At 37.0% G+C, this 16,815-nt stretch carries 15 protein-coding genes and 1 pseudogene; 1 reads left to right on the top strand and 15 read right to left on the bottom strand.

Annotation, left to right across the window (positions count from 1 at the left end):
* Nucleotides 1-54: 54 nt before the first annotated feature.
* A complete protein-coding gene (locus tag GGG_RS0100530; RefSeq protein ID WP_010111185.1) occupies nucleotides 55-990 on the bottom strand; it encodes an MBL fold metallo-hydrolase in 936 nt (311 codons plus the stop codon).
* Nucleotides 991-1,187: 197 nt separating this feature from the next.
* On the opposite strand from GGG_RS0100530, the gene GGG_RS0100525 reads away from it, so the two are divergent.
* Nucleotides 1,188-2,378, top strand: coding sequence for an MFS transporter (locus tag GGG_RS0100525; protein ID WP_010111183.1), 1,191 nt, complete (start codon nucleotides 1,188-1,190; stop codon nucleotides 2,376-2,378).
* On the opposite strand, the gene hpaR is transcribed toward GGG_RS0100525, so the two are convergent.
* The 14 genes and pseudogenes from hpaR to hpaD all read right to left on the bottom strand — a co-directional run bounded on the left by hpaR (nucleotide 2,375) and on the right by hpaD (nucleotide 16,802).
* Nucleotides 2,375-2,800, bottom strand: a complete 426-nt coding sequence (hpaR, locus tag GGG_RS0100520; protein WP_010111181.1) for a homoprotocatechuate degradation operon regulator HpaR — start codon at nucleotides 2,798-2,800, stop codon at nucleotides 2,375-2,377. The genes GGG_RS0100525 and hpaR overlap by 4 nt on opposite strands.
* Before the next feature lie 214 nt (nucleotides 2,801-3,014).
* A complete protein-coding gene (locus GGG_RS0100515; RefSeq protein ID WP_010111180.1) occupies nucleotides 3,015-4,253 on the bottom strand; it encodes an OprD family outer membrane porin in 1,239 nt (412 codons plus the stop codon).
* 358 nt (nucleotides 4,254-4,611) lie between these two features.
* On the bottom strand, nucleotides 4,612-5,700 hold the full coding sequence (locus tag GGG_RS0100510) for an aromatic ring-hydroxylating dioxygenase subunit alpha (protein WP_010111177.1): 1,089 nt from the start codon (nucleotides 5,698-5,700) through the stop codon (nucleotides 4,612-4,614).
* A gap of 18 nt (nucleotides 5,701-5,718) precedes the next feature.
* Nucleotides 5,719-6,687 carry a PDR/VanB family oxidoreductase gene (locus tag GGG_RS0100505; RefSeq protein WP_010111176.1) on the bottom strand — a complete coding sequence of 323 codons (969 nt, stop codon included), beginning with the start codon at nucleotides 6,685-6,687 and terminating at the stop codon, nucleotides 5,719-5,721.
* Nucleotides 6,688-6,836: 149 nt separating this feature from the next.
* Entirely contained in the window at nucleotides 6,837-7,592 is a 756-nt protein-coding gene (locus GGG_RS0100500; protein WP_010111174.1) for a helix-turn-helix transcriptional regulator, read from the bottom strand.
* Nucleotides 7,593-7,861: 269 nt separating this feature from the next.
* Nucleotides 7,862-8,812: a p-hydroxyphenylacetate 3-hydroxylase reductase component gene (locus GGG_RS0100495; RefSeq protein ID WP_010111172.1), complete on the bottom strand. Its 951-nt coding sequence runs from the start codon at nucleotides 8,810-8,812 to the stop codon at nucleotides 7,862-7,864.
* A 34-nt stretch (nucleotides 8,813-8,846) separates the two neighbouring features.
* Nucleotides 8,847-10,100, bottom strand: coding sequence for a p-hydroxyphenylacetate 3-hydroxylase oxygenase component (locus GGG_RS0100490; protein ID WP_264650116.1), 1,254 nt, complete (start codon nucleotides 10,098-10,100; stop codon nucleotides 8,847-8,849).
* A gap of 324 nt (nucleotides 10,101-10,424) precedes the next feature.
* Nucleotides 10,425-10,642, bottom strand: a pseudogene (locus GGG_RS19325) (IS1595 family transposase); the annotation flags it as partial.
* 233 nt (nucleotides 10,643-10,875) lie between these two features.
* A complete protein-coding gene (locus GGG_RS0100480; RefSeq protein ID WP_171057626.1) occupies nucleotides 10,876-12,249 on the bottom strand; it encodes an MFS transporter in 1,374 nt (457 codons plus the stop codon).
* A 203-nt stretch (nucleotides 12,250-12,452) separates the two neighbouring features.
* A complete protein-coding gene (locus GGG_RS0100475) occupies nucleotides 12,453-13,901 on the bottom strand; it encodes an NAD-dependent succinate-semialdehyde dehydrogenase (RefSeq protein WP_010111165.1) in 1,449 nt (482 codons plus the stop codon).
* Between the two features lie 12 nt (nucleotides 13,902-13,913).
* Nucleotides 13,914-14,717, bottom strand: a complete 804-nt coding sequence (gene hpaI / locus GGG_RS0100470; protein WP_010111164.1) for a 4-hydroxy-2-oxoheptanedioate aldolase — start codon at nucleotides 14,715-14,717, stop codon at nucleotides 13,914-13,916.
* 11 nt (nucleotides 14,718-14,728) lie between these two features.
* Nucleotides 14,729-15,535: a 2-oxo-hept-4-ene-1,7-dioate hydratase gene (gene hpaH / locus GGG_RS0100465; RefSeq protein ID WP_264650115.1), complete on the bottom strand. Its 807-nt coding sequence runs from the start codon at nucleotides 15,533-15,535 to the stop codon at nucleotides 14,729-14,731.
* Between the two features lie 14 nt (nucleotides 15,536-15,549).
* Nucleotides 15,550-15,939, bottom strand: coding sequence for a 5-carboxymethyl-2-hydroxymuconate Delta-isomerase (locus tag GGG_RS0100460; protein ID WP_010111162.1), 390 nt, complete (start codon nucleotides 15,937-15,939; stop codon nucleotides 15,550-15,552).
* Between the two features lie 14 nt (nucleotides 15,940-15,953).
* Nucleotides 15,954-16,802 carry a 3,4-dihydroxyphenylacetate 2,3-dioxygenase gene (gene hpaD / locus GGG_RS0100455; protein ID WP_010111161.1) on the bottom strand — a complete coding sequence of 283 codons (849 nt, stop codon included), beginning with the start codon at nucleotides 16,800-16,802 and terminating at the stop codon, nucleotides 15,954-15,956.
* Between the last annotated feature and the right edge of the window lie 13 nt (nucleotides 16,803-16,815).

Here is a 16,815-nt window from a genome sequence, read left to right as displayed (position 1 = left end):
GAAGTGAAAACCTAATTCATGGTGACATTGATTCTGTGAAATTGATTAAATTGATCATTTCAGCGGAATCACCATACCATCCTGACCTACAGTAACTTCACCTTTATAAAACTCACCAATATCTTTTTTCCAAACTGCATCACTCAATTCAGGATCTCCTACAGGTACAATATGACTTAACACAAGTTGTTTAACATGTGCATTCGTTGCTGTTTTGCCTACATCCTGCGGTGTAATATGATGTGCAATGACTGCATCTCTAAAGCTTGGACCATATCCCATACGCTTAGCTAAACGGTCTATCCCTTCTGTGTGTGCAACTTCATGTACTAAAATGTCTGCATTCTGCGCAAATTTTGCAAAAGGCGGATAATAGTTGGTATCTCCTGAGAAAACGATCTTTTGCTTTTTAGCAGTATCAAATTTAAAAGCAAAAGCCTCTCCCATTTTAAATGGTTTGTGAGGTACTCGTTTAGCTGTTACTGTGACATTTTTATCTTGATACACATCTCCTTCATCGAATTCGTAAACTTTTAAAAATTTACTTAAAGGTTCGCGACCCTCATCTTGATAGCGTAGTTTGATATCAACGCTATAAGCTTCTAGCAATTTTTCAGTCATCGCTTTGGTACCCTTAGGACCATACACTTTAATTTCATGGTCTAAACTACTCAACCAACTGTTCATCAATAAGGCTGGATAATCAAGAATATGATCACTATGTAAATGTGTAATAAAAATCGCTTTAATATTTTGAAGTGGTACTTTTGCTTCCAATAATCGATAGCTTGCACCATAACCAGCATCGACGACATAAACATCATCATTCATCACAATAGCGCTCGATTGTGGCAATGCTTTAGGTGAATAAAGTGATGGCCCTCCTTTAGTACCCAGTAGAATTAACTCATCTTGAGCGCTAGTCGATGTTGCTACTGCTAGACTCCCTACAGCCAACGTGTTCAATATTATTTCTTTAAACTTAAACATATCCATGTCCCTATTTGTATGCACTTACTTCGACGAATCTGTCTTGTATTTCCGCTCTCACAAGAAAACTAAAAACACATTGTAAGGCTATGGTGATTTAAATTAATTAACATATTTAATATTAATAATGTTAATATATTAACTAAATATCAATTTTTCAACTCTATATTTGTTTTAAGAAGCCTATCGTGTCAAAAATGTTCCAAAGCCTTTATTATCCAAATTTCAGAAATTACTTTGTTGGACATACGCTCTCCACATTAGGGACATGGATACAACAAGTAGCTTTGGCATGGCTTGTTTATGATTTAACGCACTCAGCGGCATTACTGGGTATGATTGCATTTTTTGCAATGGCTCCTCAGTTAATACTTAGCCCTTTTGTAGGCGCAGTGATTGATAAATTAAATAAAAGACTTGCTCTCATTTTTGTTCAATGCTTATTTTTCTTTCAAGCTATTCTTCTTGCTTATTTAACCTATACCCACTTATTAAATACTGTCAGCATTATCAGTATTTCCTTGCTTATGGGTATTTTCACTGCAATAGATACACCGTTACGTCAATCTTTCATCAGTGATTTGGTACATGATAAAAATAACATTGCTAATGCACTTGCCCTAAATGCCATGATTTTTAATTCATGTCGTTTCATTGGCCCGCCTATTGCAGGATTCTTACTTGCAATGAGTAATGCATTTACTTGTTTTATACTGAATGCATTTTCATATTTTTTTCTAATCATCGCTTTGATTTTCATTAAAAATGTAAAAGTCACTAAGGCAAAAGGTAATATTCAAAGTGTATTTAAGGAAGGCTATCTTTTTGTTTTTAAAAATAAACAATATTCAAGAATGATGCTCAATGTTGCTTTTCTAAATTTTACTGCATCGAGCTATGTCACCATATTACCCATATTGGCTAAGGATTATTTAAAAGGCAATGAAACAACTTTAGGTTATTTATGGGGAATGGCTGGTATAGGTTCTTTGCTATCCTCATTAATTTTAGCCAATACCCAGAATTTCGAACGCATTCAACATCGAATTTTAATCAATATCAGCTTATGCGCTATCGCATTGTTTATGCTTGGATTAATCAATCTTCAATTAAGCTATTATCTTGCCATGTTAATCTTAGGTTTTGGAATTTCTAGCGCCAATGTTTCGACCAATATTCTTATTCAGCGCAACACACCTACATTACTTCGTGGTCGCATAGTTTCAATTTATACTTCAATTCGATTTGGTTTTGATGCTGTGGGTGGCCTACTAGCAGGGCTGTTAGCCACATACATCGGTGCTAAAACCACGATGTTGTCCTTTGGCTGCATCCTTGCAGTCTATCTTGTTGTTTTGTCATTCCATCAAAATACTGAAACAACTTAATTTAATTTCACTTTAGACAAATCATTTAATAACTCCATAAGCTGTTGCACTTTTTCAGCACCAAACTGTTCTTGGATTTTGTTATACGATGCTTCCATTTTCACAGCTTGAATTTCAAAACAATGCTTACCATGTTCAGCAAGTGTAATTAAATTAATCCTTTGATCACTATGATCTTTTCTTTTTAAAATTAAGCCCTGATCAATCATTCGGTTTAAAATACCCGTTAAACTCGGTTTTAAAATACATGCTAAATCAGCCAGTTGATTACTTTCTAGTTCTTCATATTGATAAAGAATACGGATAATACGCCACTGTTGTTCTGTTAAACCCGCTTCGTTTAAAGCAGGTCTAAAATGTGTCATTGCAGCTTCACGTGCTTGTAATAAAGCCAAGGTCAAAGACGGACGTATTTTTTTCATTGATAAATCTACACTCTTAATTTGTAAACATATTAACTTACTTTTAAAAACAAAACATCTTTCTTTATTATCATAAATCAATACTATATAGTCATATTTCTCATTCAACATAATCGCTCAATAAAAATTTAACACGACTAAAAATTAAAATGATCGCATAACAATGCGACCATTTTTAAATTAAATAAATTAAGTCTTAATTAGAAACTTAAAATTAAAACTTCTTGGTATAGGTTAGAAACACCCTATTTTCATCAAAATCTTTTCCATAATCCACATCATACTTCGCATATAAATACTGTAGACCCACGCCTTTCAAAGCAGGTTGTTGAAAGTTATAACTTCCGATCAAGTTCAACTCAGACTCTTGATTTTCCTTACCATTATCCATCTTAATTTGATCACCATAAGAATATTTAGCAATCGCATTTAAACCCGGAATGTAATCTTTGAAATTATATGCATAAATAAAATGGTACGACTGCTCTTCTTTTTTAAAGAATCCTGTTACATTCCAGTTAATGAAATATAGCTCAGGTAAAAAACCATCTGGAATTGGGTAAGCATCTCCAACAATTTTTTGATAACCGATACCAAAACTATGATTATCATATTTAAGCGTTTCAATTAAACCAATATTTTGGCTATCAATATCTAAACCACTGCCAGAATCTTGTGCATTAAAGTATTTAAACTTAGATAACAGGCTTAATTTATCGCTTATTTTATATTGGTGATCAAGACCGAGATAGTGTTTATCATATAAATCTTCTAAGTTACCAAAATAATATTCAGCCTTTAAGTTATCATTAAATTGATAACGCAAATCGATATAATTTAACCCATCAGAATCATGTTTGACTCCATTTGAAGTATAAGTAAACTTATGAAAACCTTCTTGATTTCTTGGTGAAACCTTAGTGACTCGTCCTGCTTCTAATGTTAATTTATCATTGATTTTACTATTGAAATTAACACCTAAATAAGAAGCCAGTAATTGTCGACTTGCATCTACAGAAGTTACAGGTAAATCTAACCATAACTCACCCACTTTCAGTATGTTATCGTTATATTTAAGTTTTAACGTTGCACCATATTTGAGAAAATCATCTGCCTGAGATTGGGTTTCGGTATCAAAAGGTAAAACCGTATCTGCAACATGCTTATCATCACTTAAACGTACTGCATACTGCACAGATCCATCCAAACCAATTTCTAATTGATCAATCGGTGTCGGCTTATAATCTGAATTATAAAACAGTGAAATCCCTTGCGACCAACTGCCTGTATCTTTCACGGCTGTATCGTCAAAATCTCGATTAATATATGCATTTTTTAGCGATAACTTCCAGTTATCATCAGCATTTGCATGTTGACCGATCAACAATCCTGTTATGGTCAAATGACTGACTGCTAAAAAAAGCTTTCTTTTTGACGTTCTCAAACTATCCATAATTGTTCCCTGAACATAATCCTTGATCTTTTTATTGCACTTGTATTGCTTGATGCTAAAACTATAGCAACTTATTTTAAGCATATAATTAATATATTAACAATAGTTAAATAATATAAATTTAATATATTAACTTAAATTTAAAAACCCAACCATTTTTACTTAAATATTCAATAAACAATGCAAAAATAAACACTTAGATCCAATCATCAATTCATTACGGAAAATTTATATTTTTTAAGAATTTCAAACACAGGAATTTCTTATATTTTAAATATTTTTTATTATTTAATCATCATGGTCTTGTCCACCTAAATTTCAACGGACAAGACCATCTTATATTCTCAATAATGAGAAATTATGCATTTTCTAGATCAGCACGTTTTTTTAAATAAATACGTGTTGCAACCGCAGGTGCATCACTTGCAGCAGAAATCTCAAAATGTTGCTCATCTTGATCATCCAAAACTTCTTCCAAAGCCCCTAAACCAACCACATCTTCTTGAAATGCTGCAAAGAGCTGCTCATGCATAAACTGTTCAATATGATCATCATCCAAGGCAAAATCACGTCCATGCACAATAAAGTAATGCATAGTGTTGTTTGTTTCGGGCGTTAAGATATGAGCGGTATGAATCTTAAAGGTTTCTCGTGTTGCTTCATCCAAAGCCGAATCATAAAAACTCACACTAACTTGATGTAAACCTGGGGACAAGAATTCTGATGTTGCAATTCGTGCTGCGGTATTTTTTCCAGCCAACCCTGTTGTTTCACCCCACACAGGTGAAAGCGTTGTTGGTACGACCTCACGGATCAGCTTGTAATGACCTTCTTTTAACTCCATCTTATATGGTGCGCTCGCATAGTCTGGCGTACCAATCGTGTCTGCGTGCAAGAATGTGAGATGGGTTAAATCCATCAAATTTTCATGCATGCTGACATAATTCCCTGGATGGAAAAAATAGCCTGAAGTAGCAGCCCACTTTTCATTATCTAGCCAATATAAATCAGGAATTTTCGCTTCATCTGCCAATGCTTGATCACCAAGCCAAATCCAAACCAATGGCCCTTTTTCAACGAGTTTATAGTTGTGAATTCCAATTCCTTTTGGACATTGCTTTTGTGATGGAATATCGATCAAATCACCAGAATCATTATATTTAAAGCCATGATAACCACAGATGATTTCATCGCCCTCTAAATGACTTTTAGATAATGGAAAAGAGCGATGCGCACAACGGTCTTCTAAAGCAATCGGCTTTCCTGCCAAAGTTCTGTACATTACAACACGTTTATTGAGGAATGTTCTTGCCAATAAACTACGTCCGATTTCATCTTTAAATGCTGCAACATACCATTCATTATAAATCAAAGGCGTATCTTTATTCGCCATTTTACTTGATGCTTTTCGAGAGGCTTCAATAATATTTAAAGTTGGGATCGTCATTTTGTATTCCTTTAACTTTTACAGATCTAATTCAATAATTTCGCTTTTTGCTCTAGATACACAAATCAGCATCGTTTGGTTTGAATCACGTTCTTCATCCGTCAAAATCATGTCTTGATGATCTGGTGTTCCTGAACAAACCGTGGTTTCACACGTTCGACAAATTCCTGCTCTGCATGAAAATGGCAGCTCAAACCCTTCTTGCTCCAATGCATCTAAAATACTTTGATCAGCCATGACTTGAATTTCTTTGCCAGACCGTTTGAGCTTTAAAGTAAATGAATCTGAGGTATTGATTTCGGATTGTTCTAGCACTGGTGTTGGGGCACTAAACCATTCAAAATGTATTCGTTGTTTTTCTAGGTGTTGACTCGCTTGTTGAACACTTTGCATCAGGCTATTTGGACCACAGCAATAGACATGCTCTTTTTCAGATACGCTGGCAATGATTTGCTCAACATTTAAATGTTGATGTTGATTTTCATCATTGAAGTGATAATGAATATTTTCAGAACCAAATGCTTGTAAATGCTCATAAAAACTTGCACGTTGCTTATTACGCAAAGCGTAGATCAAACGCCATTTCTTATGATTTTCCACACACCAATGAATCATGGATAAAATAGGCGTAATTCCGATCCCACCTGCAATAAAGCAGTATTCATCTGTATCAACGAGCGGGAAATTATTACGTGGTTGACGTACTTTTAGTCGATCACCTACACGAATGTGATGATGAATATATTGTGATCCGCCACGGGTTTCTGTAGCCAATCCCACAGCAATGACATATCGTGAACTTTCACTAGGAGAATTAAGCAAGGAATAATGACGTACTAAACCATTGGCTAAATGTACTTCTAAATGTGAACCTGAGGTAAAAGGTGGCAAAGGTTGTTGTTGTGGATGCCGTAACTCCAAAACAACTGTATCCTTCGCTTCAGGATGAAACTTGGTCACCACCAATTCTAATATTGAACTTTCCATAGCATTTCTCTTCAATTCATATATTCACATGAATAAAATCATTGTAAGGAACACTAGAAAATACAATGTCCCCCAAAAGGAGGACAAACTTGATTGGATTGGCTCATAGTGATTTTGGACGTGTAATGGCGTTACACTTTAAATGCTCACTAGGAATGTAAAAACATGGAAAATAATTGATTTTTAAAACTAATGCCTAGTTTATCAAACGCCCGATTTCTATAGGTTTTTATTGTAGATTCTTTTAAATTTAAATCTGCGGCAATGCCAATATAACTCATACCTTTTAGAATGCGACTACAGACTTCAATCTCTTGTTGAGTTAATAATGGCTGATAACGTTTTAGTCTGTATTTAAAATCTTTTTGTCTGCTTTTCTCACTTAACGCCAAATGTCCTTGAATCATTTTAGCCAAAGCTGGGGTCATTTTCTCAAAATTTGCTATTTCATGATCAGTGTATAAGCCTTGATCTTTATGTCGATAAAAATTAAATAGAATGGGCTGATTATCATCATCACGATAGAATCCACATAGACGTTGGATTAAACCATTTTTCTCGTAAATTTCCTGTCGATACGGTGAAAAAATTATATCGTCCGCACACAAATAGCCTGTTGCGGTTTGATGTGGTTGAATATCTTTATCTGAAAGTCGCACATAAAGATCATCATAATGATGATACTTTCTGACATAAGATTGACCACAACTCCAAGGAACTGTTCGCTCTTCATCTTGCGTCCCACAAAGCAACAACACAGGTGTCTTATCCTCGACACGCAAAATAGAAAAATATTTTGAACGAATCCATTTATTCAAATATAACAGCAAGTGTGTATCAAAATCTGGACGCCCCATTAATGCGACCAGATCGATAAAATTTGAAAATTCCAGATTATTATTCATCACTTCAATCCATTTTGATGATGTAATTTCTAACCATTCAGCCAGTTAAGGCAAAGTAATTCGAAACTTGCTAACTGAAACACGACAATACAACATATACCATATTTGATGTTACTTTATTCATTAGAACTTTAGATATTAGACCATTATGTATAGCACTATATTGCTTTTATGACATAAAATTAATTTCCATAACGTTTGTGCCATCATCTAAAAATCTACGAATAAAAAAGGGCTCAACACTAGTCAAACCCTTTCTAAATAAGCAATCAAAGACCGATTAAATCTTTCAACATCCGTTTAAATAATTCATGTTCCTGTTCTGTGTATTGAGCAAAAACTTCCTCCTGATGACTTTCTGCAATTTTATACAGCATAAAAGCACATTCCTTACCCCGCTCTGTCAGCGTATAACAATCACCTGTATCAATGAGCAAACCTTTTTGCGCCAAAATTTCAGTCGCCTGTTCAATTTCACGACTAGGCATTGCGACTTCACGTAATAAGTCACATTTACTGGTTGCCGTCTTACTTTCGAGCACAAGTAATAAGCGCGCTTCACTGGTTCGAAAACCACTGGCCAATTGCTTCGGTTGATAATCATTTTGGTAAGCACGTACTGCTTGGGTTAACAAGTAGTACATATTGTCATACAAACGCCCAGGAAAAACATCTTCTCCAGGTTTGGCTTGCATATTTAAACTTGGATGTGGCAAAACTGTCGAATAAGCACCTTGATGATAAAGTAAAGGAGATCGTCCATGGTCATGTAGTTGCACCACTTTACCTAAAATAATCCAGTGATCACCGCCATCGACAATACTAAACTTTTCACACTCAAAGTTAGCTGAACAATTTTTCAATAAAGGTGCCGCTCCTGCGCCGACATGAAAATCAACACCTAGAAATTTATCTTCACCACGTTTAGCAAACTTATTTGACAGGTCAATTTGAGCAGCAGATAAAATATTGACAGCAAAATGCGTAGCTTCCGAAAAAGTTTTAAAACTAGAAGAGTTTTTATCAATACTCCATAAAATTAACGCTGGATCCAGAGAAACGGAATTAAAACTATTGGCTGTCACCCCAACACGCTCACCTACTGAGTTTTGCGCTGTCATAATAGTTACACCTGTAGCAAAGTTCCCCAAAGCTTGTCGAAATGCTTTGCTATCAATTGCACTATCAGGATTAAGCTCTAACTTATTTATTGCATTCATCGTTACAAATCCTTTTGATGTTCTTTAATTGACATTAAACCATGCTTGGGTCTGGCTCTAAGCCCATCAATTCTCTACCTAAAATCTGCTTGCAAACATCATAATCGGTATAAGCATGCGCACCTGTCATATGTGCATCACGGAACAGACGTTGTAATTCACTACTATCTAGGAAGCTTGTCGCACCTGCACCTGCCATTAAACGATCTACAGCTTCAATACACATTTTAACGGCATAGCCTTGATTGGTACGCCAAAAGGCCAAAGTATGTTTATTTGGATAATGATGATTTTCACTATGCTTTTTATGGTCTTCCCAAGTTTTTTCCAATAATGCACGTGCTGCTGCAACTTGATGAGTGGATTCTGCAATACGCATCAAGGCGGGGGTTGCTACACCGACATTCACACCTGTATAGGCACGAATACGGTTACGTTGTTTGTCCTTAAATGCTTCAATCATACGTTCCGCAACGCCTAAACTTACTGCCGAAAAACCACTGGCAAAATAAGGACGATATGGCGAATAGAAAATCTTAGAGTCAGGATATAAACCAAAACCAGCAGATTTACCTTCCATCATGTCTTTGGCTTTAGAAATGCGATATTCTGGAATAAAAACATCAATCAACTTCAATTGCTTAGAACCGCTTCCTTTAATCGCTTGTGCAAACCAATTATCAACAATTTCATAATCACGACGTGGAATTACCCCAAATGAATAAATTTTGTTGCCTTCAGCATCAAAACGGTTAAATCCAACAATGGCATATTCAGCATGATCACAGCCACTGCTCCAACCGTATTCACCATTGAGAATGATACCGCCTTCAACTTCTTGAACCTTTCCAAATGGTGCAATCGAACTACTCGCAGTTGCATCGGGATTTGAAAGCCAGATTTCATCTTGTAATTGTTGACTAAACATTGCCATTTGATGGCTATGTGTACACAGTAAGCTAAATGCCCATGCAGTTCCCGCACATGCACCTGCAAGCGCCGCAATACAGTTAGCAAAATCTGGCAAGTTCATTTCCAAACCGCCATACACTTTAGGTTGAAAAGCGCGATGTAGACCAATACTTTTTAAAAGTTGAATATTTTCATCAGGTACTTGTCTTAACTGTTCCGCTTTTTCAGCATTAGCTGCAATTTGTGGAAGAATATCTTGAACTTTTTCTAGCATATTTTTATCGACTGCTGCAGAAATTTTAGCTTGCGTATAATGTAAGTGAATAGAATCATCACTTGGTTCATTTTGGTAATGCTCTAAAGATGCCATATTCATTGTATTTTCCATTATCTCTCTTCCATAAAATGTATTTATTCAGCTCAATGATTTAATCTACTCAAATCATAATAACGACTGCTTATGCACTGATATTGACTGAAATACAGAATAGAGTTAATGCATTTTTCAGAGTTTAAATGGTACTTTTCTGGGGAATATATAACCAATATGAATATTCATTTTCAACCTTAACCTTATTCATCCATCAGCTTCTTTTATTTATTATGAATTTACACAAACCTCAACTTTCTAAGCTATTAAAATAAAAAGGACATAACACAGTTTAGATTTCCGCCAAGAAAACCATCTTATGTTATGTCCTTTACCTGACGCTCCTCGACCTCTTTTCCCTCTAACTCGTCGAGTGCCGAAGTAAAATTCATCAAGTTCAACTACACCATTAAATGGTGAAACTTGTTCACATTTGAGTGCTATTTTTCTACGAATTTTAATAAAGATAGAATTGATTGAACGAACAGAAATATTCGTCAATTGAGCGGTGTCTGTTGCAGTGAAATCCATGGCAAAAAGCGAATAATCTATCTGAATTTCGCTTCACTGATTTTTGAACAGCAATAGTATCTATTTTTATATTTCATATTAGGAAGTTACCATATAATTTAAATATGTTTACTTCCTAAGCCCCTAATTTAATAAGATGTATTTTCATCTAATATTATTTTGTGTATGGAACTTGGCTATTAAAACAAAGAAGGCTGTTTTTGTAACAACCTTCTTTTCGCAACATATAACAAATATAAATCTTAGCGATCTATTTCCAGATTAAAGGCGATTTAGCCTGTTCTTTTTCATGATCAGGCCCTAAAGGAATCCCCGTTCTATCTCTTAATACCAATGTTGAAACCAAAGCAATACACGTCATCATTGCCAAATACAGGGTAACTGACCACGTTGAACCTGTGACACTGACTAACCATGTACCAATCATAGGTGCAAAAGCACCGCCTATAATTGCACCAAGCGCATAAGAAATTGAAATTCCAGAAAACCGTATAGAAGCAGGAAATAATTCTGCATAAAAAGATGATTGCACACCATAGGTTAGACCAATACCGCTGGCAAGAAAGCATAGACCAACTGCCAATAATGGAACAGAACCTGTATTCACCAATGGAAATAATGCGAAAACTCCACACAGTTGAATAATCCATCCGACAATGTAAGTTTTTTTACGGCCAATCAGATCAGATAAATAACCTGAAAGATAAGTAGTAATTAACCAACAAAATGAAGCCAATGTGACACAAATCAAAACGGGGGTACGTGCAATATGCAATGGTCCATCAGGATTCGTTGCATAATTTTGTATAAATCCTCCCGTAGTCATATAACCACAAGCACTATTCCCTGCAAATACTAATGCTGCTAGTAAAACCAGTAAGCTATGGTGTTTAAAAAGATCACGGATCGGTGTTTGTGAAGCACTTTTGCGCTCTTTAATTTCTTCAAATACAGGACTTTCTTCTACAGTACGACGAATCCAATGTCCTACAAATAATAAAATTATGCTGAACAAAAATGGTATACGCCAGCCCCATTCCACAAATGCATCACCTGGTGCAACGACACCTGTCATCAATGCAAGCATACCGGATGCTAGAATTAAACCTAAAGGAACGCCAATCTGCGGAAATGAACCAAAACGCCCACGTTTATGAGTAGGAGCATGCTCCACCGCCATGAGTACTGCACCACCCCATTCACCACCAGCAGCCAAACCCTGTAATATTCGAAGAATCAATAACAGTATTGGCGCTAATACCCCAATACTTGCATAAGTTGGTAATAAACCAATACAAGTGGTTGCCAATCCCATTAGGACAAGTGTCATCACTAACACAATTCGACGACCGTATCGATCCCCCAGATAACCCGCCAAAAAAGCGCCTAATGGGCGAAACAAAAAGCTAATACCGACTGTGGCGAAGGCCAACATAGTACCTAAAGTATTACCTGCTGGTGCAAAAAATAAATCTTTAAAAATTAATCCTGCAGCAGCAGCGTACACGAAGAAATCGTACCACTCTACCGTTGTGCCCACGATGGTTGCATAAGCAACTTTCCGTTGGTCTTTTGTCATTTTATCAGATGCAACGTACGTTGCAGAACTAGATATCATGTCCATCTCCTTGTAGCGCCATGAGCCTGTTTAAACTCAAGGTGAAATATCCATATTCAATTTATTAACATATTAACAATTTGTGTAAAAAAATATTAAATAGATATGACTTTAGCTGTTATGGAACTAAATTCATTTTATTAATATATTAACTAATATCACAAAAAAAGTTATTGTTAAAGTATTTTGTTCATTTTGTTGTATGGGAATTATATTCCCATACACATGTATTTAATTTCAAGATAATCTTCAATTCCATATTTGGAACCTTCACGACCAGATCCTGATTCTTTAATACCGCCAAATGGTGCCACTTCTGTTGAAATCAAACCTTCATTGATCCCAACCATGCCATATTCCAATGCTTCACCGACATGCCATGCACGACTTAGGCTTTCAGTATAAATATACGAAGCCAAACCAAATTCAGTGTCATTAGCCATCTGAATTGCTTCTGCATCTGTAGAAAATTTAAAAACAGGAGCCAGTGGTCCAAATGTTTCATCTTTTGCGACCAGCATGTTCGTGGTGACATCTGCAATAACCGTAGGTTCAAAGAAAGTTTGCCCCAATGCATGGCGCTTCCCACCAACAATAATTTTTGCACCTTTTGCCACAGCATCATCAATATGTTCTTGGATTTTTTCTACAGATTTTTCATTGATCAGTGGGCCCTGTTCTGCACCCTGTTCAAATGCAGATGCAACTTTTAGCTGATTCACTGCATGCGCCAGTTTTTCTAAAAAAGCATCGTGTATATTTTCGTGTACTAAAATACGGTTCGTACATACGCAGGTTTGACCACTATTACGAAATTTAGATGCTATTGCTCCTTGAACAGCTTTGTCCAGATTTGCATCTTCGAAGACAATAAAAGGGGCATTTCCACCTAACTCCATACTGACTTTTTTCATGGTTGTTGCACATTGCGCCATCAACAATTTGCCAATTTGGGTTGAACCTGTAAAAGATACTTTTTTCACGGCTGGATGTGACGTCAGCACTGCACCAATATCGCGAGCACTTCCTGCCACAATATTCACAACACCTTTGGGAATACCCGCTTGCTCAGCCAAAGCCACTAAAGCCAATGCAGATAATGGTGTTTCGGAAGCAGGTTTGATCACCACAGTACAACCTGCTGCTAAAGCAGGCCCTACTTTACGGGTAATCATCGCATTTGGAAAATTCCATGGTGTAATTGCTGCGACAACACCAACAGGTTGTTTAATCACAACTAAACGGCGACCATTTTTATCATGGGGAATAACATCACCATAAGTACGTTTGGCTTCTTCTGCAAACCACTCAATAAAGCTTGCCCCATACAGAATTTCACCACGGCTTTCAGCAATTGGTTTACCTTGCTCGGTGCTTAAAATCACTGCAAGATCTTCCTGATTTTTTACGATCAGGTCATACCATTTACGCAATAAATTTGAACGTTCTTTAGCAGTTGTCAATTTCCACGATGCGAGTGCTATTTCTGCTGCTTCTACAGCTTGTTCTACTTGAGCAACACTCACAGACGGAACTTGTGTGATTTCTTCACCTGTTGCTGGATTGGTGACTGCAAAACTTTTATTTTGTTCTGCATTAACCCAAACGCCATCAATATATACCTGTTGTTTCAACAAGTCTGGATTGCTTAACTGCATATCTATCACTCCTTAATAGACGCTAGGTACTGTACTTGTAGTAGAAGCGACACCGTCTTTAAATTTACCTAATAACTGACTCATAGATTTCATTAACAAGCTGCTATCTACACCAACAGCCACAAATTCTGTGCCTAATGATAAATAATGTTTTGCCAATTTTTCATCAGCCGACAAAATACCTGCCGCCTTACCTGCCTGACGAATTTTTTTAATGCTTGAAACAATAATCTCTTGAACCTCAGGATGTCCTGGATTGCCTCGATGCCCCAATGCTGCGGAAAGATCTGCTGGTCCAATAAATACGCCATCAATACCTTCAACCGCTAAAATGGCATCTATATTTTCCAGACCTTTTTTAGATTCAATCTGTACAAGCACACAAATTTGTTCATCAGCCTCGTTTAAATAATTGCTCAAACTATTCCAACGTGAAGCACGAGCCAATGCCGAACCTACTCCTCGAATGCCTTCAGGTGGGTAACGGGTCGCTTTCACCATCAACTCGGCTTGTTCTGCTGTTTCAATCATCGGAATCAATAAAGTCTGAGCACCGATATCTAATAACTGCTTAATTAAACCAACATCTCCAGTTACAGGGCGAACCGCTGCTTGACTTGGATAAGCTGCAATAGATTGCAATTGATGTAAAATCGTCCGTAAATCATTCGGTGCATGTTCACCATCAATTAACAACCAATCAAAACCTGCATTTGCGGCAATTTCAGCACAATAACCATCAGCCAAACCCACCCACATACCAATTTGTTGCGTTTTTTTCAGCTTTGCTTTGAAATAATTTGTTGTGTCCAACATCGTCTAAATCCTTATACAAAACGGAATGCAATTGAACCTAATTGATCATAATCAACATGGAAGGTATCTCCTGAACGTGCCGCCACGGGCCGTGTAAAAGATCCGCCGAGAATCACCTGACCTGCTTTAAGACTGACTCCATGTGGGTGCAATTTATTGGCTAACCATGCTACCCCTTTAGCTGGATGGTTCAAGACAGCAGCAGAAACCCCTGATTCTTCAATCACTCCATTTCGATACAGAATTGCAGCGATACGGCGTAGATCAACCTCATGCGGTTTAATTGCTCGACCACCCATGACAATTCCTGCATTGGCAGCATTGTCTGAAATCGTATCGAAAACTTTACGGGTCACTTGAGTTTCAGGATCGACGTTATGTAACCGTGCATCGATGATTTCAACTGCTGGAATAACATAATCAGTCGCATCCAACACATCAAAAATCGTACAATTCGGCCCCGTCAAATCTTTGCCTAAAATAAACGCCAGTTCCACTTCCACTCGTGGCACGATAAAGCGATCGAATGGAATATCGCCACCTTCATCAAAGACCATGTCATCAAGTAAAGCACCGTAATCAGGTTCAGTAATATTAGAAGACACCTGCATTGCACGTGAGGTCAAACCAATCTTATGCCCAATTAATTTACGCCCCTCTGCGATTTTATGTGCAACCCATTCTTTTTGAATTGCATAAGCATCATCGATGGTGATTTCAGGGTATTGCAGTGAAAACTGACGCATCTGCGCGCCGGTCTTTTCTGCTTGATCTAACTGTAAAGCAAGCGTTTTAATTTTTTCTGAATTAAGCATCATATTCACATCCGTTGTTATTGCTGCGCATTGAGAAATTGATGAATGTTGTTGGATTTAAAATTCAATACTGGATCAAGTTCAGTCATTTCAAAGGAAATCGCCAATAACCGTCGGTCTTTTAATGGCTGAAAATGTTCCTCAATCAACTTAAATAGCTCTTGTGCAACATGTTGCCGAGTTTCTAAATCACGCCCTGAACCAACTTTTAAAGTCATATGAATAAAGGCGTAGTCATGCTTGGCATCCGCTATCACATAATCATGCATACAGATGGCACGACTTCGAATTCCCCCTAATGGGAATACACCTGTCGCACCCAGAAAATGGTTCACTTTGCCAAAGAAATCCTGAAAATCGATATCGTCATGGAGATTGGCACTATATTCAGCAATAAAATGAGGCATGCGATTTACTCCTATTATTCAACAGGGAAAATGGCATTAATTTGCCCAGTTCCTGAGCTTGGAAATGCATCCGTAATAATTTCTACAGGTTTGTCGTACTGATCCCAGCCCAATAAGCCTAACAGCATCGCTGTATCGTGCATGCCACCTTCGCCATAACAATATTCAGCATATTCTGGCAACATTGCGATAAACTCAGGCCATTGTGCATTTTTCCACATGCCGACCACATGTTTATCTACTTGACGATCCCATTCACGGGTATAAGAATCCATACCACGGCTCACTTCACGATCCCAAATAAAACGATGTGACAGAGAACCACTGGCAAAAACAGCAACAGTACCGTCATATTTTTCAATGGCTTTGAGCAGGCCTTCACCAAACTTACGGCTATCTTCTAACTCATGTGAAGTCAAAAATGCAGATACCGACACCACTTTAAATTTTTTGTCTTGATTCATATAACGCATTGGAACCAATGTGCCATATTCCAACTCTAAACTCTTGATGTTATGCGCCTGTACCCGAATCCCAGTTTTGCTAATTTCTTCTTGCATGAGCTGACCAAATTCAGGATTACCGTCGTATTCAAAGCTCATATCTTTAATAAAATGAGGCAACTCATTACTGGTATATATCCCTTGGAAATGTTCACCGCAGTTAATATGAAATGCGCTATTCACCAACCAGTGGCTATCAAAAACCACGATCGTGTCAACATTCAATTCACGACAACGGCGACCAATTTCATAATGACCATCAATCGCAGCTTGGCGACAACCATTTTGAGGTCCTGGTAATTCAGATAAATACATCGATGGAACGTGTGTGATTTTTGCTGCTAAAGCTAGCTTGCCCATAACTTTCTTCCTG

Source organism: Acinetobacter sp. P8-3-8, assembly GCF_000214135.1.
In the GTDB taxonomy this organism is placed as follows: Bacteria; Pseudomonadota; Gammaproteobacteria; order Pseudomonadales; family Moraxellaceae; genus Acinetobacter.
Note: the sequence above shows the minus strand (reverse complement) of the source record. Positions and strands in the feature narration are given on the sequence as shown.